Here is an 18595-nt window from a genome sequence, read left to right as displayed (position 1 = left end):
CCGCCGCTGAGGGGAGATCTTCAGCGGGAGGCGGACCGCTCGGGGAAATCGGTCCGAAGGGGATGACCCTGGGAGCTCGGGGCTCCGGGTCAGCACAGGGGAGGACAGGCCCCGGCGCCGTAAGGTGCCGGGGCCCTCTCCACATCTACGGCACATCCTCCCCGCCCCTCCCCAACCGTGCGACATCCCTCTTGGACACGGTCAAGAGCCCTCAGGTCATATGCCTCACGGGCCAGCCTCGCACGCAAACGGTCGCGGCGCTGCGATTCCGCACACTGAATCTTGGTTTCGGTCATGTAGCGAAAACATCACAACTACCCCTGTGGTCGCGGGAGTTGACATGACCGAGGTGCGTCGGCGGAGGTGCGGGGAGGGGGGTGGAGCGTTGGGTCACCGCAGGCGGACGACGCGCTCCACGGCGAGCGACCTGCGCCATGGCGCCCACGCCCGCGCCCGGCGCGCCCGGAGGCCGACCCGGGGTTCGGCGGATGCCGGACCCCGTGGCCCACCCCCGGGAGCTGCCCCTCGCGGGCTCAGGGCCGGGAAGCCCGCACCGGGGTGCGAGGCCTCCCACGATCACCGAATGTCAGCGCTTGGCGACGAACACGTGGGACGCGACGTCCGACTCCAGCTCCGCCGCCTCACCACCGCTGCCGACGAGCACGCCGCCCGCCGACTCCGTCACACTCACCACGGAGCCGGGCTGCACACCCGCGCGCCGCAGCGTGTACATCAGCTGCGCGTCCGTCTGGATGGGCTCGCCGATCCGGCGTACGACGACGGTCTTGCCGTCCAGGCCGGGGTCGAGCTCGGCCAGCGACACCATGCTCTCGTCCAGGAACGGGTCGGCGCCGTCCTTCTCGCCGAGCTCCTCCAGCCCGGGGATCGGGTTGCCGTACGGCGACTCGGTCGGGTGGCGCAGCAGCTCCAGCACGCGCCGCTCCACCGCCTCGCTCATCACGTGCTCCCAGCGACACGCCTCGGCGTGCACCTGCTCCCACTCCAGACCGATGACGTCGACGAGCAGGCACTCGGCGAGGCGGTGCTTGCGCATCACCCGGGTGGCGAGGCGACGGCCCTCCTCGGTGAGCTCCAGGTGCCGGTCGGTGGCGACCGCCACCAGACCGTCGCGCTCCATGCGCGCCACCGTCTGGCTGACCGTCGGCCCGCTCTGGTCGAGCCGCTCCGCGATCCGGGCGCGCATGGGGACCACGCCTTCCTCCTCCAGCTCGAGGATGGTGCGGAGATACATCTCCGTGGTGTCGATCAGTCCGGACATACGTGCCCCTTGATTAGCTCTGCCGAAGGCTCGGTGGCTCACCGGCGTGTGCGCTGGCCCTGAACTCAATTCTGACGCATACCACTGACAAGCGTGCCTCGCCGTTGAAACCACAGCGTTACGGGTGCCCCTGCGGACGCCCCGCCGGGAACCCCCGTGGCCACCTCCGCAGACCGTATTGACAGCGCGCTGGTCCAGACCGCAACGTGATCCGCGACACGAAGCGTGACCCAGCGCCCACCCGACGCCGACGAGACTTCTAAGGGGCTTCGCCGATGAGCGACCGCAAGCTGGCCGGGCAGTTCTTCGACGCGGCGATCGGCCTGCTCCAACAGGTGCGGGACGAGGACGCGGGAGACATCGAGGCGGCCGGCGCGCTGATCGCCGACACCGTCGCGGACGGCGGCCGGCTCTTCGCCTTCGGCGCCGGGCACTCCTCGCTCGCCGCGCAGGACGTCGTCTACCGCGCGGGCGGTCTGGCCCTGATGAACCTGCTCGCCGTGCCGGGCGTGGTCGGCGTTGACGTCATGCCGGCGACGCTGGGCTCGGCCCTGGAGCGGGTCGACGGCCTCGCGAGCGCGGTCCTGGACTCCAGCCCGGTCCGCGCCGGCGACGTACTCGTGATCATCTCCCTGTCCGGCCGCAACGCGCTCCCGGTCGAGATGGCCATGAACGCGCGGGCCCTGGGGGTGAAGGTCATCGGCGTCACCTCGGTCGCCTACGCCTCGGAGACGAAGTCCCGGCACGTCTCGGGAACGTATCTGAAGGACCACTGCGACATCGTCCTCGACTCGAAGATCGCGGTCGGCGACGCGGAACTGACCCTGGAGGCGATCGAGGCGCCCTTCGCTCCCGCCTCCACGGTGGTCACGACCGCCCTCCTCCAGGCCGTCATGGCCACGGCCGCGGGCGCGCTGGCCGACCGGGGCATCGAGCCGCCCCTGCTCCGCTCGGGCAACGTCGACGGCGGCCACGAGTGGAACGGCCGGGTGATGACGGAGTACGGCGACCGAATCTTCTACCGCCGCTGAGCCGACGAGGATCTTTCACCGCGGCTGGGCCGACCGGGATCTTTCAGCCCGGCGGGACCGACCAGGGCCTTTCACCGCGGCTGGGCCCACCGAGACCCTTCACCGTGACCGGGCCGACCAGGGCCTTTCACCACAGCTGAGCCGACCGAGACCCTTCACCCTGACTGGGCCGACCAGGGCCTTCCACCGCGGCTGGGCCCACCGAGATCCCCCACGCCGCTGAGCCGACCCGGATCCTCGACCGACGCTGAGCCGAACGGCCCTCTCCACGGTCGCTGGATCCGACCAGGAATCTCCACCCCGCTGAGCCGACCGAGATCCTCATCGACCGACACTGGGCCAACCGAGACTCTCCGCTCGCTGGACCGGCCCAGATCCTCCAACCCCGCTGGACCGGCCCAGATCCTCCAACCCCCGCTGAGCCGACCGGGAATCCGCCACCCGCGCTGGGCCGACCTGGAATCCTGCCCCCCGCTGGGCCGATCGGGTGGGGAGGGCGGGCGGCGGTTCTACGTCCGTCCCGCCAAGCCCTCCAGATCCAGTGCCATGGCGATCCGTACCGCCACGTCCTCCGCGTACGTCGCGTCCGTGCGCTCGAACTGGCTGCGCCCCGCCCCCCGCAGAAACGTCACGACGCCCAGCGTGCGCCCTCGGCTGCGCAGGACCGCGCACAGGGCGTGCACCGAGTCCGGCGGCCACTGGCGGGCCGTGGCCCACTCCCGCATCCGCTCGGGGGTGGTCTCAGCGGAGCTGGCCCGCACGGAGCCGGCCCGCTCCACGCACTGGAGCGCGGGATGCCCCTCGGCGTACCGCACGGGCAGTCCGGCCTTCCCGGTGAGCAGGCTCGGCCCGGGCGCCCCGGCGGGCGTGGTGGCGGCGCGTACCAGCCGTACGGGCTCGTCCTCGTCCCCCGCCGACCACCCGCTCGCGACCCGGTCGATCAGCGCGTGGTCGGCGAACCCGGCGAGCGCGAAGTCGAGGTGGACGGTGGCGGCCTCCCCGGGGTCCTCGCACTCGGCCGCCGCCCGTGCGGCCCGGTGCAGCTGGTTGGCCCTGAACCGCAGCAGGGCCGCCTCCTGCTCGGTGTGCTTGGCCTCGGTCACGTCCTGGAAGAGCCACCCGACCCCGAGCGGAACCGGTTCTTCCGCGAGCGGCGAGGCGAGCCGCACGAACCCGCTGCGCCAGCACCGCCGCTTCTCGCCCTCGGCCGACCGCACGCTCACCCACATCTCGGCGGGCGCGGGCGGCGCGCCCTCGGCGAGCACGTGCGTGAGCGCGCCCTCCAGCTCCTCGACCCCTTGGGAGAGCAACTCCCCCAGCGGCCGTCCGAGCACCGCCGTACGCCCGATCCCCAGGGCTCGGGCCGCGTGCGCGTTGACGACGGCGGGCCGCAGGTCCGCGTCAACCAGCACCACACCCCAGCTGGCGTCCTCGAACAACGCCTCGCTCAGGGCGATGGACCGCTCGAGATCGATCTGCGCGTGCACCTCGCTGAAGGCGCAGTAGACCCCGGCGGGCTTCCCGTCGGCTCCGCGCACGGCGGCGGACTGGGTCCGTACGAGCACACGCCCGCCGTCCTTGGTCAGCAGCGCGAACTCGTGCACCTGGCGCCCGGGGGCCTCCATGGCGGACAGCAGCCGTGCCTCGACCTCCTCGGCGTCCGCGGTCCGCACCGCCCACCCGGCGAACCCGCGCCGCCCCACGGCCTCGGCAGCGGTCCAGCCGAGGATCCGCTCGGCCTCCCGGTTCCAATGGGTGACGACCCCATCCGCGTCGAACGCGCACAGCGCCGCGTCCATCCCGTCCAGCAGCGCGGCAAGCAGATCGGAACCAGCCGGCTCGGGCTCGTCCGGCCCCAGCTCGTCGGTGGTCCCACTACGCCGGGAAGCACTCACCTGGACCCCCTGCAGGCTGCGTCCGCACGTACGGCGAGACAGTTCGCTCACTCGCCCTCATTCAACTCGAACGTGACCCAGCCCACATCGTGTTCCCCAAAGATTGGACGAAATCGTTGTACGCAGGGATTCCGCCCCGTCAGCCCCAGGAATCGCCCCAGGAATCGCAGGCTCGAAAAAAAGTGGTTGAGCTGTCGGCGATCGGTTCCTAAGGTGTGGTCTACACGAGAAGGGAGGTGGTTCGGCAGATGTACAAGAACCGGACGCGTGAGGTGGCTGCGGGCTAGCGGCCCGTCACCACATCCAGTGCGGTGCCGGACCAGCGTGTGAAGTGAGCGCGCAGCCGGCCCCAATCCCAAGCAGTCACCCGACCCGCGAGCTCGCCGGTACGTCCGGCCGGCTCCTCCGCCGTGAGGCGGAGGGACCCGAGCTCGCGGGTCGTCTGCGTTTCACAGGGCTTGTGACCTGGGGCACATGCGTTTCGCAGGGTCCGCAGTACCCTTAGGCCATGCTTCCGATGCTCGTTCGACGCCGGCACGTGGACTTCGTGCGCGTCACGAGCATGGGCTGTCGGGCTTCTTCCTGACCTCGGCCCCCTCTCTTCCCCTTGGCACCCGTGGCCCCCGCCCCACCCCCGGCGGCCGCCCGGGCACCCGTAGACCCTGCGGACGCACCTCATGACGACGAACACGTCTTCTGCCCAGTACCAGCAGAGCCGGCAGCACCGGCTGTACCAGCAGCTTCCGATCATCGATCTCTCCGCTGCCGACCGCGGCCCCCAGGCCCGTGCCCTGCTGCACGCGCAGTTGCACAGCGCCGCGCACGACGTGGGCTTCTTCCAGCTCGTCGGGCACGGGGTGACCGAGGGCGAGACCGCCGCCCTGCTCGACGCCATGCACCGGTTCTTCGCGCTGCCCGAGGCCGAGCGGCTCGCCCTCGACAACGTCAACTCGCCGCACTTCCGCGGGTACACGCGCACCGGCGACGAGCGCACGGGCGGCAGCCGGGACTGGCGGGACCAGCTCGACATAGGGGCCGAGCGGCCCGCGCGCAGGCCCGGTCCGGGCGAGCCCGCCTACTGGTGGCTGGAGGGGCCCAACCAGTGGCCGGCCGCGCTGCCGGAGCTGCGGACCGCCGCGCTGGCGTGGATCGACCGGCTCAGCTCGGTCGCGGCCCGGCTGCTGCGCGAGCTGCTCACCGCGATCGGGGCGCCCGCCGACTTCTACGAGCCGATCTTCGGCGAGCGGGCCCATCCGCATCTGAAGCTCGTGCGCTATCCGGGCAGCGCGGGCGACGGCGCCGACCAGGGCGTTGGCGCGCACAAGGACTACGGATTCCTGACGCTGCTGCTCCAGGACCAGGTCGGCGGCCTTCAGGTGCAGCGCGAGGACGGCCTCTTCCACGAGGTGCCGCCGCTGCCGGGGGCGTTCGTGGTCAACCTGGGCGAGCTGCTGGAAGTGGCCACCAACGGGTACCTCGTCGCCACCAACCACCGGGTCGTCAGTCCGCCCGGGGCCACCGAGCGGTTCTCCGTGCCCTTCTTCTACAACCCGCGCCTGGACGCGCGCGTGGAGCCGCTGCCCTTCCCGCACGCCTCCGCCGCGCCCGGCGTCACCGACGACCCGGCGAACCCGCTGTTCGCGGAGTACGGCTTCAACGAGCTGAAGGGCAAGCTGCGGGCCCACCCACTGGTCGCCACCCGTCATCACGCGGGGCTGCTCACCCCCGCGTGATGACCGGCAGACCCGGTGAGTGGGCCCGGAGGGCTCGGTGTGCGCTCGGTGCGCTCAGCGCATTCAGCGCACTCAGTTCGCTCAGTGCGCGATGTCCTCGTAGCCCTTGATCTCCTGGGGGCTGCGCGAACCGGGGCCCACGTAGAGCGCGGACGGCCGTACGAGCCGTCCCGTGCGCTTCTGCTCCAGGATGTGCGCCGACCAGCCCGCCGTACGGGCGCAGGTGAACATCGACGTGAACATGTGCGCCGGGACCTCGGCGAAGTCGAGCATGATCGCGGCCCAGAACTCGACGTTCGTCGCCAGGACGCGGTCCGGGCGGCGCGCGTGGAGCTCCTCCAGGGCCGCCTTCTCCAGCGCTTCGGCGATCTCGAAGCGGGGGGCGCCGAGCTCGCGGGCGGTGCGGCGCAGGACGCGGGCGCGCGGGTCCTCGGCGCGGTAGACGCGGTGGCCGAAGCCCATCAGGCGCTCGCCCTTGTCGAGGGCCTTCTTGACGTAGGCCTCCGCGTCGCCCGTGCGCTCGATCTCCTCGATCATGCCGAGGACGCGGGAGGGCGCGCCGCCGTGCAGCGGCCCGGACATGGCCCCGACGGCGCCGGAGAGGGCGGCGGCGACATCCGCGCCCGTCGACGCGATGACGCGGGCGGTGAAGGTGGACGCGTTCATGCCGTGCTCGGCGGCGGACGTCCAGTAGGCGTCCACGGCCGCGACGTGCTTGGGGTCGGGCTCGCCGCGCCAGCGGATCATGAAGCGTTCGACGACGGAGTGCGCCTTGTCGATCTCGCTCTGCGGAACCATGGGCCGGCCCTGGCCGCGGGCGGACTGGGCGACGTACGAGAGGGCCATGACGGCGGCGCGGGCGAGGTCCTCGCGGGCCTGGGCCTCGTCGATGTCGAGGAGGGGTTTGAGGCCCCAGACGGGGGCGAGCATGGCGAGCGCGGACTGGACGTCGACGCGGATGTCGCCGGAGTGGACGGGGATCGGGAACGGCTCGGCGGGCGGCAGGCCGGGGTTGAAGGCGCCGTCGACGAGGAGGCCCCACACGTTTCCGAAGGAGACGTGGCCGACCAGATCCTCGATGTCGACGCCCCGGTACCGGAGTGCGCCGCCCTCCTTGTCCGGTTCGGCGATCTCCGTCTCGAACGCGACGACTCCTTCGAGTCCGGGTACGAAGTCGGACATCAGGCGGCTCCTCGTGATGTGTACGACGGGGGATTCATGGGGGTGATGGTGGGGGCGCGTCTTGCGGTCGGAAAGGGAAACCGTGCGGCGGTGATGGGTGGTCGACGTCCGGTTCCACGGTCGGCTCGTGGACTCGCGGTCCGGTACGTCTTCCCGGTGATGCCCCGTACGGCCGGCGGTCATCCCACCGCAACGGTGCCAGCACCATATCCCCGAGTGCCACCTTTGGGGAGGCCCTGCGGCACTCAGTGCCACCCACTGACACTCAATGCCGTACCGGGATACGGCAAGATGACCGCGTGACCGACCGCGACCGCCTCCCGGATGAATCCGCCGACGAGCCCCTCGTCCTGCGCGCCGCGGCAGCCGCCGCCGCGGAGGCCACGGGCGACGTCGAAGAACTCGCCGCCGACCCCGCCGCGATGCGCGCCCACTACCGCGCCGAGGGGCTCGTCGAGGCGGATCTCGCCGCGCATCCCATGGACCAGTTCGCCCGCTGGTTCAAGCAGGCCGCGCAGGCCTCCGTGCAGGGCATGGTGTACGAGCCGAACGCGATGATCGTCTCCACGGCGGACGCGGACGGCCGGCCCAGCTCACGCACGGTGCTGCTCAAGCAGTACGACGAGCAGGGCTTCGTCTTCTACACCAACTACGACTCCCGCAAGGCCCGCGAGCTGTCCGAGAACCCGTACGTCTCGCTGCTCTTCCCCTGGCACCCGATGGCCCGCCAGGTCATCGTCACCGGAACGGCGCGGCGCACCGGACGCGACGAGACCGCCGCGTACTTCCGCACCCGCCCGCACGGCTCCCAGCTCGGCGCCTGGGCCAGCGCCCAGTCCTCGGTCATCTCCTCCCGGGACGAGCTCGACGCCGCCTACGAGGAGTTGAGCGCCCGCTACCCGGAAGGTGAGCAGGTCCCCGTGCCCCCGCACTGGGGCGGCTTCCGCATCGCTCCCCGGACGGTCGAGTTCTGGCAGGGCCGCGAGAACCGCCTCCACGACCGGCTGCGGTACGTGGCGGAGCCGGACGGCAGCTGGCGGGCGGAGCGCCTCAGTCCGTGACGCCGGCGGGGCTCAGCCCAGCGCCTCGTCCAGCAGTACGCCCCACTGCGCCACCACTCGCTCCCGGCGCCCCCCGTCGTTCGTGAGGAGGTTGGCGAGGCCGAGGCCGCGGGACATGTCCAGGAGGCCCTGGACCGTTTCGCGTACGCCCGGGCGGGATTCGTCGGCGGCGAGGAGTTCCACGGCGATCCGGTGGGTCTCGCGGCCCACGCGGGCCTCCAGCTCGGTGACCCTCGGGCGGAGCTGTTCCTCGTCGGAGGCGGCGACCCAGAGGTGGAGGGCGGCGCGGAAGAGGGGTCCGGTGTAGAGGTCGACCAGGGCCGCGACCACCTCGCGACGGTCGGCGGCACCCTCCGGGAACAGGGCGCGCAGCGCGGTGGAGCGCTCCTCGGCGACGTACTCCACCGCCGCGGTGAACAGGTCCTCGCGGGTGCGGAAGTGGTGCTGGGCGGCCCCGCGGGACACTCCCGCGCGCTCGGCGACGACGGAGACCGTGGAGCCCGCCCAGCCGTGCTCGGCGAGAGCGGCCACGGCGGCCGCGAGCAGCCGCTGCCGGGTGGCGCGGCTGCGGTCCTGCTTGGGAACGTGCGGAAGCCGGGGACTACGGGGGGCGTTTTCGGCCGGCTCTGTCGCTTCCGTGGTCGCGTCCGTCGTCACGTCCGTGGCGTCCGTGTTCGGCTCCGTGGGCTCCGTGGGCTCCGCGCGCTCCGCGGCTTCCGTCGTGCTCACACCACCCATGCGGGATCCCGTCGTTCGAGGAAGGCCGTCATCCCCTCGCGGGCCTGCGCGGAGGAGAACAGTTCGGCCGAGAGCGCGGTCAGGGCGCTCGCGTCCCGGTCGAAGGCCTCCAGCACCCTAGCCGTGAGCAGCCGTTTCGTCTCGGCCAGGCCTTGGGGGGAGGCGCGGCGCAGGCCGTCCAGGACGGGTTCCAGGGTGGCGTCGACGTCGTCGCCGGTCGCCGTCAGGAGTCCCGTCCGTACCGCCTCGGCCGCGTCGAAACGTTCGCCCGTGAGGTAGTAGCGGGCGAGGGCGCGGGGGTCCGTACGGGGCAGCAGGGGAAGGGAGATCACGGCGGGCGCGACGCCGATGCGTACCTCCGTGAAGGCGAACGTGGCCTCCTTGGAGGCGATCGCCAGATCGCAGGCTCCCAGGAGCCCCAGTCCGCCGGCCCGCACATGGCCCGTCACCCGGGCCACCACGGGCTTGTCCAGCTCGACGATCTGCCGCAGCAGGGCGACGAGCGCGTCGGGGGGCGGGGGGTCGCGCAGGTCGGCGCCCGCGCAGAACGTGTTCCCCGTGTGGGTGAGGATGACCGCGCGGACGTCACGGTCCTTGCCGCACCGGGTGAGCCCGTCCGCGAGCTCGCCCACGAGGGCGGCGGAGAGGGCGTTGCGGTTGGCGGGCGTGTCGAGGGTGAGGGTGGTGATGGCGCGGTCGTGCGCCACGCGGACAACCGGTTCAACGGTCATGACAGGCCTCGCAGTTCCCGGCGCAGGATCTTTCCGGAGGCCGCCCGTGGGACGGCGTCGATGAAGGTGACTCCGCGGATCCTCTTGTAGGGGGCGACGCGCTCGGCGACGTACATCATCACCTCTCCTTCGGAGAGGCCAAAGAAGCCGGGGTCGTCGGAGAGGTCCGACGCCTGACCGGCCGGACCGGCCCCGGACGGCTGGCGCACCACGAAGGCGTGCGGGACTTCGTTGTTGTCCTCGTTGTAGACCCCGATGACCGCGGCGTCCGCGATACCGGGGTGGGTGAGGAGCAGGGCCTCCAGTTCGGCGGGCGGGACCTGGAAGCCCTTGTACTTGATGAGCTCCTTGACGCGGTCGACCACGAAAAGCCAGCCCTCGGTGTCCACGTGACCGACGTCTCCGGTGTGCAGCCAGCCGTCCGGGTCGATCATCGCGGCGGTGGCGTCGGGCTGCCCCAGATAGCCCTTCATGACCTGGGGACCGCGGATGACGATCTCGCCCGCCTCCCCGACGCCCAGGTCCTTGTCGGGGTCGTCGAGGGAGACGATGCGCATCTCGGTGCCCGGGACGAGCCTGCCGACCGTTCCCGGGGGTGCGACCTGGGCGGCGTCCAGGGGGACCAGGTGCGTGCAGGGAGACAGTTCCGTCATCCCGTAGCCCTGGCCGATGGGCGGCAGCCCGAGCCGCTCGGCGCAGGCCAGCGCGAGCTTGGCGTCCAGGGGCGCGGCGGAGGAGACGATGTACTTCAGGGACGACAGGTCGTACCGCGCGACGGCCGGGTGCTTGGCCAGGGCCAGCACGATCGGCGGCGCCACGAAGAGGCCGCTGATGCGGTGCTTCTCGATGGCCGCGAGGAAGGTGTCGAGGTCGAAGCGGGGCAGTACGACGACGGTGGCGCCCTGCCTGAGGGGCGCGTTCATCAGGGCCGTCAGCCCGTAGATGTGGAAGAAGGGCAGCACCGCGAGGATGCGCTCGCCCTCGCCCATCGGCAAGAAGGGCACCAGCTGCGCCAGATTGGTGGCGATGGACCGGTGGGTGAGCATCACCCCCTTGGGTATGCCGGTCGTCCCGGAGGAGTACGGCAGGGCCGCGACGTCCGTCACCGGGTCGATGTCGATCTCCGGTTCGGGCGCGGTCGAACCGAGCAGGTCGATCAGCGAGCGATGCCCCGGCGCGCTGTCGCAGACGAAGATCTCCCGCACCCCACCGGCGAGCTCGGCGGCCTGCCGCGCCGCCTCCAGGAGGGGCGACACGGTCACGATCCAGCTCGCGGCGCTGTCCCGCAGCTGCTTGGCGAACTCCTCGGGCGTGGCGAGCGGGTGCACGGTCGTGACCGACGCCCCCGCGCGCGTGGCGGCGTAGAACGCCGTCGGGAAGGCGATGGTGTTCGGGCTGTGCAGGGCGAGGACGTCGCCCTTGCGGACGCCCGCGTCGGCGAACGCGGCTGCCAGCCTGCGGTGGAACCGGTCCAGCTGCCCGTAGGTGAGCGTGGTGCCGTCGACTCCGTCGATCAGCGCGGGCGTGTCGCCGCGCTCGGCGGCGCGTCCCAGGACCGCCTCGTGAATGGGTTCCTCTACGGCCGGGACTTCGGCGTACTCGCTGCGGAACACGGTTCCTCCTAGAGCGGCTCGTGGAGCAACGGCCTAGTACGACTTGGGCAGGCCCAGGGTCTGGTGGGAGACGTAGTTGAGAATCATCTCCCGGCTCACCGGAGCAATACGAGCCACGCGCGAGGCCGTTATCAACGAGGCGAGGCCGAATTCGCGGGTGAGGCCGTTGCCGCCGAGGGTGTGGACGGACTGGTCGACCGCCTTCACACAGGCCTCACCCGCCGCGTACTTGGCCATGTTGGCGGCCTCACCTGCGGCGACGTCGTCCCCGGAGTCGTACAGGTACGCCGCCTTCTGCATCATCAGGCGGGCGAGTTCGAGGTCGATGTGGGCCTGTGCGAGGGGGTGGGCGACGGCCTGGTGGGCGCCGATGGGCTCCTTCCAGACGGTGCGCTCGCGGGCGTACTCGACGGCCCTGGAGAGCGCGTAGCGGCCCATGCCGATCGCGAACGCGGCCGTCATCACCCGCTCGGGGTTGAGTCCCGCGAAGAGCTGAAGCAGGCCCGCGTCCTCGTCGCCGACGAGGGCCTCGGCGGGCAGCCGCACGTCGTCGAGGGTCAGCTCGAACTGCTTCTCCGCGCTGTGGAGTTCCATGTCGATCCGCCGCCGCCCGAAGCCGTCGGCGTCGCGCGGGACGATGAACAGGCAGGGCTTGAGGCGACCCGTCCGCGCGTCCTCCGCGCGCCCCACGATGAGGGTGGCGTCCGCGATGTCGACACCGGAGATGAACACCTTGCGGCCGCTCAGCAGCCAGTCGGCGCCGTCCCGGCGGGCCGTGGTGGTGATGCGGTGCGAGTTGGATCCCGCGTCGGGTTCGGTGATGCCGAAGGCCATGGTGCGGGTGCCGTCGGCCAGGGCCGGGAGCCACTCCTGTTTCTGGGCTTCCGTGCCGAAGCGGGCGATCACCGTGCCGCAGATCGCGGGCGACACGACCATCATCAGGAGGGGGCAGCCCGCGGCGCCGAGTTCTTCCAGGACGATGGAGAGTTCGGCTATGCCGCCGCCCCCGCCACCGTATGCCTCCGGCAGGTTGACGCCGAGGTAGCCGAGCTTGGCGGCCTCGGACCAGAGGGTGTTGATGTCGTAGTCGCGGCCGTGGCGTTTGCCCAGGGCGGCCACGGCGGAACGCAGGGCTTTGTGCTCTTGGGATTCGATGACGGGGCTCATGGGGCTCCTGAGGTCGTCTCAACACTGCGGGTCGTATGTGGCTGGTCGCGCAGTTCCCCGCGCCCCTAATGGGGCGCCGCACTCACCGGTGTCGTCTCCACCACTGCCAGCAGGGTCCCGACCTCCACCTGTTGGCCGGGGGTGGCGTGAAGGGCCGTGAGCGTGCCTGCTGTCGGCGCGGAGATCTTGTGTTCCATCTTCATCGCCTCCAGCCACAGGAGGGGCTCTCCGGCCCGTACGGCGGCTCCCGCGGCCAGTCCCTGGGCGACGCGGACGACGGTTCCTGGCATGGGAGCCAGGAGGGAGCCGGGGGCCTGCTGGGCGGTGGGGTCGGGGAAGCGGGGCAGGGCGGTGAGGGCGGTGGCGTTCACGAACACCTGGTCGCCGTACCGCGTCACCTCGAACTTCCTCCGTACGCCGTCCACTTCGAGTACGACGAGACGGGCGTCGGCGTGCACGACGCGCACCCCGTCGGCCGTGAGGCCCTCACGGGTGTGCCGGTAGCGCACCTCGTGCTCGGTGCCGGCCAGGTCGTAGCGCTTGGTCTGGGGCTGCGAGGGGAGGTTGCGCCAGCCGCCGAACCGGGAGCGGGAGTGGCCCCGCGCGTCCGCCAGGGCCGCCGCCAGGGGCGCGTACGGGTCCGGGGCCGGCGTCGTGAGGGCGGCGAGGTGGCGCTCGTAGAACCCGGTGTCCATGCGGGCCTCGGCGAACTCCGGGTGCCGCAAGGAGCGTACGAGCAGGTCCCTGTTGGTCGCCGGGCCGTGGATGTCGGCACGCTCCAGGGCACCCGACAGCTTGCGCAGGGCCTCCGCGCGTGTGGCCGCGTACGCGATCGCCTTCGCCAGCATCGGGTCGTAGTGGACGCCGACCGGGTCGCCGTCGGTGTAGCCGGTGTCCAGGCGGACGCCCGCCGGGACGGCGAGGCGGTGCAGGGTGCCGGTCTGCGGGGCCCAGGCCCGTGCCGGGTCCTCCGCGTACAGGCGGGCCTCGATCGCGTGCCCACGCGCGCGCGGCGGGTCGTTCGCGAGCGCCGTGCCCTCCGCCACCTGGATCTGGAGCGCGACGAGATCGACGCCGAAGACCGCCTCCGTCACCGGGTGTTCGACCTGGAGGCGGGTGTTCATCTCCAGGAAGTGGGCCTTGCCGTCGGCGACCAGGAACTCGACCGTTCCCGCGCCCACGTAGTCGACGGCTCGGGCGGCCCGCACGGACAGGTCGTAGAGGGTTTCCGTCAGGTCTCCGAGACCGGGGGCCGGGGCCTCCTCGACGACCTTCTGGTGGCGGCGCTGGAGGGAGCAGTCGCGGGTGCCGAGCGCCCAGACCGTGCCGTGCGCGTCGGCGAGGATCTGCACTTCCACATGCCGACCGCCCTCTACATAGGGCTCGACGAAGACCTCGCCGTCACCGAAGGCGCTGAGGGCCTCGGCCCGGGCCGCGGTCAGCTCGGCGTCGAGGGCGTCGAGTTCGCGTACGACGCGCATACCGCGTCCGCCGCCGCCCGCCGCCGCCTTGACGAGCACCGGGAGATCGGCGGCGGTGACCGTCTCCAGCGGTTCGAGCCCCATCAGCTTCTTGGCGCGCGTCTTCGAGGCCATCGCCTCGATGGCCTCGGGCGGCGGCCCGATCCAGACGAGGCCCGCGTCGAGGACAGCCCGCGCGAAGTCGGCGTTCTCGGAGAGGAAGCCGTATCCGGGGTGCACGGCGTCCGCGCCGGAGTTCAGGGCCGCCTTCACGATCAGGTCGCCGCGCAGATACGTGTCCGAGGGCGCCGCCCCCGGCAGTCGTAGCGCCTCGTCGGCCACACGTGTGTGGAGGGCGTTCTCGTCGGCGTCCGAGTACACGGCGACGGTCCGGATCCCCAACTCACCGCAGGTGCGGAAGACCCGGCAGGCGATCTCGCCCCGATTGGCCACGAGGACAGAAGTAATCACTGGGACCTCACATCCGGAAGACGCCGAAGCCACCGCGCGCACCCTCGTAGGGGGCCGTGTGGATCGCGGACAGGCACAGGCCGAGGACGGTGCGGGTGTCGCGGGGGTCGATGACCCCGTCGTCGTACAGCCGCCCGGACAGGAACATCGGCAGGGACTCCGACTCGATCTGCTGCTCCACCATGGCGCGCAGGGCCGCGTCGGCGTCCTCGTCGTAGGGCTGCCCCTTCGCCGCGGCCGACTGCCGGGCGACGATCGACAGGACGCCCGCGAGCTGCTGGGGGCCCATGACGGCGGACTTGGCGCTGGGCCAGGCGAACAGGAAGCGGGGGTCGTAGGCGCGCCCGCACATGCCGTAGTGACCGGCTCCGTAGGAGGCCCCCATGAGGACGGACAGGTGGGGGACCTTCGAATTGGAGACGGCGTTGATCATCATCGCGCCGTGCTTGATGATCCCGCCCTGCTCGTACTCCTTGCCGACCATGTAGCCGGTGGTGTTGTGCAGGAAGAGGAGGGGGATGTCGCGTTGGTTGGCGAGCTGGATGAACTGGGCGGCCTTCTGGGACTCGGCGCTGAACAGCACTCCCTGGGCATTGGCCAGGACGCCGACGGGATAGCCGTGGAGGGTTGCCCAGCCGGTCGTGAGGCTCGTTCCGTAGAGGGGCTTGAACTCGTCGAAGTCGGAGCCGTCGACAACGCGGGCGATGACCTCGCGCGGGTCGAAGGGGTGTCGGAGGTCGCCGGGGACGATCCCCAGGAGTTCGTCCTCGTCGTACTTGGGGGGCGCGGCCGGACCGGGATCGCCGAACGCCTTGCGGTGGTTGAGCCGGGCGACGACGCGCCTGGCCTGACGGAGGGCGTCCTGTTCGTCGACGGCGAAGTAGTCCGCGAGACCCGACACGCGCGCGTGCATCTCGGCGCCGCCCAGGGACTCGTCGTCGCTCTCCTCGCCGGTCGCCATCTTCACCAGCGGCGGCCCGCCCAGGAAGACCTTCGCCCGCTCCTTGACCATGATCACGTGGTCGGACATGCCGGGGATGTACGCGCCTCCGGCGGTGGAGTTCCCGAAGACGACGGCGACGGTCGGGATTCCCGCCGCCGACAGCCTGGTGAGGTCGCGGAAGATCGCTCCCCCGGGGATGAAGATCTCCTTCTGCGACGGCAGATCGGCGCCGCCCGACTCCACCAGGCTGATGCAGGGCAGCCGGTTGGCGAGGGCGATGTCGTTGGCCCGCAGGGCCTTCTTCAGGCTCCAGGGGTTGCTGGCGCCGCCCCGTACGGTCGGGTCGTTCGCGGTGATCAGGCACTCCACGCCCTCGACGACCCCGATCCCGGTCACCAGCGACGCGCCGACCGCGTACTCGCTCCCCCAGGCCGCGAGCGGCGACAGCTCCAGGAACGGTGTGTCGGGGTCGAGCAGCAGCTCGATGCGTTCACGGGCGAGCAGCTTGCCGCGCTTGCGGTGCCGGGCCACGTACTTCTCGCCGCCGCCCGCGAGCGCCTTGGCGTGCTCCGCGTCCAGCTCGGCGAGCTTGGCGAGCATGGCCTCGCGGTGAGCGGAGTAGTCGGGGGCGGCGGTGTCCAGGGCGGACGCCAAGACCGTCACAGCAGGGCCTCCGGGATGTCGAGGTGGCGGGAGCGGAGCCATTCGCCCAGGGCCTTGGCCTGGGGGTCGAAGCGGTGCTGGGCGGCGACGCCTTCGCCGAGGATTCCTTCGACGACGAAGTTGAGGGCGCGGAGGTTCGGCAGAGTGTGACGGACAACTTTCAGATGACAGCTTTCAGTTATCAGATTCTGAAATCTGTCAGCTGTCAGTTGATGAACCAACCAGCGCCACGCGTCATCCGATCGCACCCACACCCCGACATTCGCGTTCCCCCCCTTGTCCCCACTGCGCGCACCCGCGACCACGCCAAGAGGAGCGCGTCTCGTCGGCCCCGGAGGGAGCGGTTCGGGCGGGGCGGGCGCGGGCGCGGGTTCGAGTACGAGGGTGTCGAGGGCCGGAGCCACCGGCACCCGCCGCCCGTCATGGAGGACCGCCACGTGCTCCACGGAGCCCTGGGGGACGTACACGTCCTCGAAGACCCCGTACGGGGAGCCCTTTCCCGGGGGCGCGATCACGTGGAAGCCGGGGTAGCTGGCCAGGGCCAGTTCGATGGCGGCGCCGCTGAGGGTGCGGCCCACCGTGTCCTGGTCGGGGTCGCGTACGACGAGGCGCAGGAGGGCGCTCGCGGTCTCCTCCGTGGGGGCGTCGGGGTGGTCGGTGCGGGCGAGGTCCCAGCGGACCTCCGTGGGGCGCGACTTGGCGGCGTCGAGGGCGGCCTCCATCTGGTCCCGGACGAGGGCGGCCTTCGCCTCGACGTCGAGGCCGGTGAGGACGAAGACGACTTCGTTGCGGTAGCCGCCGAGGCGGTTGAGGCCGACCTTGAGGGTGGGGGGCGGGGCCTCGCCGCGTACACCGGAGATGAGGACGCGGTCGGGGGCCTCCTGGGTGAGGCGGACCGAGTCGAGGCGGGCGGTGACGTCGGGTCCCGCGTACCGGGCGCCGGAGGTCTCGTACAGGAGTTGCGCGGTGACCGTGCCGATGTCCACGAGGCCGCCGGTGCCGTCGTGCTTGGTGATCACGCTGGTGCCGTCCTCGTGGAGTTCGGCGAGCGGGAAACCGGGGTGGCGAAGGCGCGCCGGGTCGTGGTCGGTGAAGAAGGCGTAATTGCCGCCGGTCGCCTGGGTGCCGCATTCCAGGACGTGACCGGCGACGACGGCGCCGGCGAGACGGTCGTACGCGTCCGGCGCCCAGCCGAAGTGGGCGACGGCGGGCCCGGTGACCAGCGCCGCGTCCGTGACCCGCCCGGTCACCACGATGTCCGCGCCCTCGCGCAGACAGGCGGCGATCCCGGCACCGCCGAGGTAGGCGTGCGCGGCGAGACTCCTGGGGTGGCCGGCGGTCAGGTCGTCGCCCTCGACGTGGGCGACGCGCACCGGTATGCCGAGGCGGTCGGCCAACTGCCGTACGACGTCGGCGAGTCCGGCGGGGTTGAGGCCGCCCGCGTTCGCCACGATCCGCACGCCCCGCTCGTGCGCGAGGCCGAGGCATTCCTCCAACTGGCCCAGGAAGGTGCGGGCGTAGCCGCCGGCGGGGTTCTTGAGGCGGTCGCGGCCGAGGATGAGCATGGTGAGTTCGGCGAGGTAGTCGCCGGTGAGGACGTCCAGGGGGCCGCCGGTGAGCATCTCGCGCATCGCGTCGAAGCGGTCGCCGTAGAAGCCGGATGCGTTGCCTATGCGGAGGGGCGCGACGGTCACCTGGCGTCTCCCTTGGACGCGCGGCCCTGTCCGGGTGGCCCCGCGAAGGCCTGCGCGATGTCCAGCCAGCGGTCGGCGTCGGGGCCGTCCGCCCGTACGGCGAGGTCGCCGCGGTGGGCCCGTTGGGTGACCAGGAGACAGAAGTCGAGGGCGGGGCCGGTGACTCGCTGGGCGGCCTCTTCGGGCCCGTACGTCCACAACTCACCCTTGGGACCGCGTAGTTCGACGCGGAACTCGGTGGCGGGCGGCGTGAGCCCGCGTACGTGGAAGGCGAAGTCCCGGGCCCGTACGCCGATGCGGGCCACGTGGCGCAGGCGGTCGGTGGGAGTGCGCGTCACGCCCAGCGCGTCCGCCACGTCCTGGCCGTGGGCCCAGGTCTCCATCAGGCGGCCGGTGGCCATGGAGGCGACCGACATGGGCGGCCCGTACCAGGGGAAACGGGTGCCCGTGGGGGCCGCCCGAAGGGCCTCCTCCAGCGCCTTTCGTCCCGACCGCCAGTCGGCGAGCAGTGTCGCGGGCGGCAACAGCGCCCCCTCCTCCGCGCCCTCGTCCACGAATCCGCCGGGCGAGGCGATCGCCTTCTCGACCTCCTCGGCGAATGCTTCGGCGTCCGTCACGGCGAGCAGAGCGGAACGGTCCGTCCAGGCCAGGTGCGCGATCTGGTGAGCGACGCTCCAGCCGGCGGCGGGGGTGGCCAGTGACCAGCGGACCTCCGCCAAGTCCCTTACCAGCAGGTCGAGTTCTTCGCTCTCCCGATGCAGATCGTCGATCACTGACGACGGGTCGGACACGATGGAGCTCCCCTCGGGGCACGACGGTGTGCGGGGTCTTTCGCGATGCGTTCTGGAGCATGGCAGCGGGAGGAGAAACAAGCAAGCATGCTTGCATTAATTGATTCAGCTACCTGAGTGCACGCAACTGACTACGCTCGGCT

14 protein-coding genes are annotated in these 18595 nt (G+C 71.5%); 3 read left to right on the top strand and 11 right to left on the bottom strand.

Annotated features, from left to right (window positions below; all coding sequences use genetic code 11):
• Nucleotides 1-586: 586 nt before the first annotated feature.
• Nucleotides 587-1279, bottom strand: coding sequence for a metal-dependent transcriptional regulator (locus tag ACIQTP_RS27690; RefSeq protein WP_054235646.1), 693 nt, complete (start codon nt 1277-1279; stop codon nt 587-589).
• A gap of 275 nt (nt 1280-1554) precedes the next feature.
• Here ACIQTP_RS27690 and ACIQTP_RS27685 point away from each other — a divergent pair, with 275 nt between their 5' ends.
• The gene (locus ACIQTP_RS27685; RefSeq protein ID WP_402044551.1) at nt 1555-2310 is read left to right on the top strand and encodes an SIS domain-containing protein; all 756 of its coding nucleotides are present in this window, start codon (nt 1555-1557) and stop codon (nt 2308-2310) included.
• 509 nt (nt 2311-2819) lie between these two features.
• On the opposite strand, the gene ACIQTP_RS27680 is transcribed toward ACIQTP_RS27685, so the two are convergent.
• Nucleotides 2820-4205: a PAS domain-containing protein gene (locus ACIQTP_RS27680; RefSeq protein WP_403404449.1), complete on the bottom strand. Its 1386-nt coding sequence runs from the start codon at nt 4203-4205 to the stop codon at nt 2820-2822.
• A 677-nt stretch (nt 4206-4882) separates the two neighbouring features.
• Between ACIQTP_RS27680 and ACIQTP_RS27675 the strand changes: the two genes are divergently transcribed.
• Nucleotides 4883-5938: an isopenicillin N synthase family dioxygenase gene (locus ACIQTP_RS27675; protein WP_403404446.1), complete on the top strand. Its 1056-nt coding sequence runs from the start codon at nt 4883-4885 to the stop codon at nt 5936-5938.
• A gap of 81 nt (nt 5939-6019) precedes the next feature.
• Here the strand turns inward: ACIQTP_RS27675 and ACIQTP_RS27670 are convergent, their stop codons facing one another.
• Nucleotides 6020-7120, bottom strand: coding sequence for a citrate synthase 2 (locus ACIQTP_RS27670; RefSeq protein ID WP_402044559.1), 1101 nt, complete (start codon nt 7118-7120; stop codon nt 6020-6022).
• A 422-nt stretch (nt 7121-7542) separates the two neighbouring features.
• Between ACIQTP_RS27670 and pdxH the strand changes: the two genes are divergently transcribed.
• On the top strand, nt 7543-8181 hold the full coding sequence (pdxH, locus tag ACIQTP_RS27665) for a pyridoxamine 5'-phosphate oxidase (protein ID WP_403404654.1): 639 nt from the start codon (nt 7543-7545) through the stop codon (nt 8179-8181).
• Nucleotides 8182-8193: 12 nt separating this feature from the next.
• Here pdxH and ACIQTP_RS27660 read toward each other — a convergent pair whose 3' ends face one another.
• From ACIQTP_RS27660 to ACIQTP_RS27625, 8 genes are all read right to left on the bottom strand, one after another.
• Complete coding sequence (locus tag ACIQTP_RS27660; protein WP_403404651.1) at nt 8194-8838, bottom strand: TetR/AcrR family transcriptional regulator; 645 nt, start codon at nt 8836-8838, stop codon at nt 8194-8196.
• A 68-nt stretch (nt 8839-8906) separates the two neighbouring features.
• The gene (locus tag ACIQTP_RS27655) at nt 8907-9650 is read right to left on the bottom strand and encodes an enoyl-CoA hydratase family protein (protein ID WP_403404443.1); all 744 of its coding nucleotides are present in this window, start codon (nt 9648-9650) and stop codon (nt 8907-8909) included.
• Nucleotides 9647-11263, bottom strand: coding sequence for a 4-coumarate--CoA ligase family protein (locus ACIQTP_RS27650; protein WP_403404440.1), 1617 nt, complete (start codon nt 11261-11263; stop codon nt 9647-9649). Before ACIQTP_RS27650 ends, ACIQTP_RS27655 begins: the two co-directional genes overlap by 4 nt.
• 33 nt (nt 11264-11296) lie before the next feature.
• Nucleotides 11297-12430, bottom strand: coding sequence for an acyl-CoA dehydrogenase family protein (locus ACIQTP_RS27645; protein ID WP_403404438.1), 1134 nt, complete (start codon nt 12428-12430; stop codon nt 11297-11299).
• Nucleotides 12431-12495: 65 nt separating this feature from the next.
• Nucleotides 12496-14361 (bottom strand): acetyl/propionyl/methylcrotonyl-CoA carboxylase subunit alpha, encoded by a 1866-nt coding sequence (locus tag ACIQTP_RS27640; protein WP_403404435.1) that lies wholly within the window; start codon nt 14359-14361, stop codon nt 12496-12498.
• A gap of 7 nt (nt 14362-14368) precedes the next feature.
• Nucleotides 14369-15967 carry an acyl-CoA carboxylase subunit beta gene (locus ACIQTP_RS27635; protein WP_403404432.1) on the bottom strand — a complete coding sequence of 533 codons (1599 nt, stop codon included), beginning with the start codon at nt 15965-15967 and terminating at the stop codon, nt 14369-14371.
• The gene (locus ACIQTP_RS27630; protein ID WP_403404429.1) at nt 15964-17661 is read right to left on the bottom strand and encodes an acyclic terpene utilization AtuA family protein; all 1698 of its coding nucleotides are present in this window, start codon (nt 17659-17661) and stop codon (nt 15964-15966) included. The genes ACIQTP_RS27635 and ACIQTP_RS27630 overlap by 4 nt, the downstream gene beginning before the upstream one ends.
• Nucleotides 17658-18452: a TIGR03084 family metal-binding protein gene (locus ACIQTP_RS27625; protein WP_403404426.1), complete on the bottom strand. Its 795-nt coding sequence runs from the start codon at nt 18450-18452 to the stop codon at nt 17658-17660. The genes ACIQTP_RS27630 and ACIQTP_RS27625 overlap by 4 nt, the downstream gene beginning before the upstream one ends.
• Between the last annotated feature and the right edge of the window lie 143 nt (nt 18453-18595).

It is taken from the genome of Streptomyces sp. NPDC090798 (assembly GCF_044768965.1).
Classification (GTDB): domain Bacteria; phylum Actinomycetota; class Actinomycetes; order Streptomycetales; family Streptomycetaceae; genus Streptomyces.
Note: the sequence above shows the minus strand (reverse complement) of the source record. Positions and strands in the feature narration are given on the sequence as shown.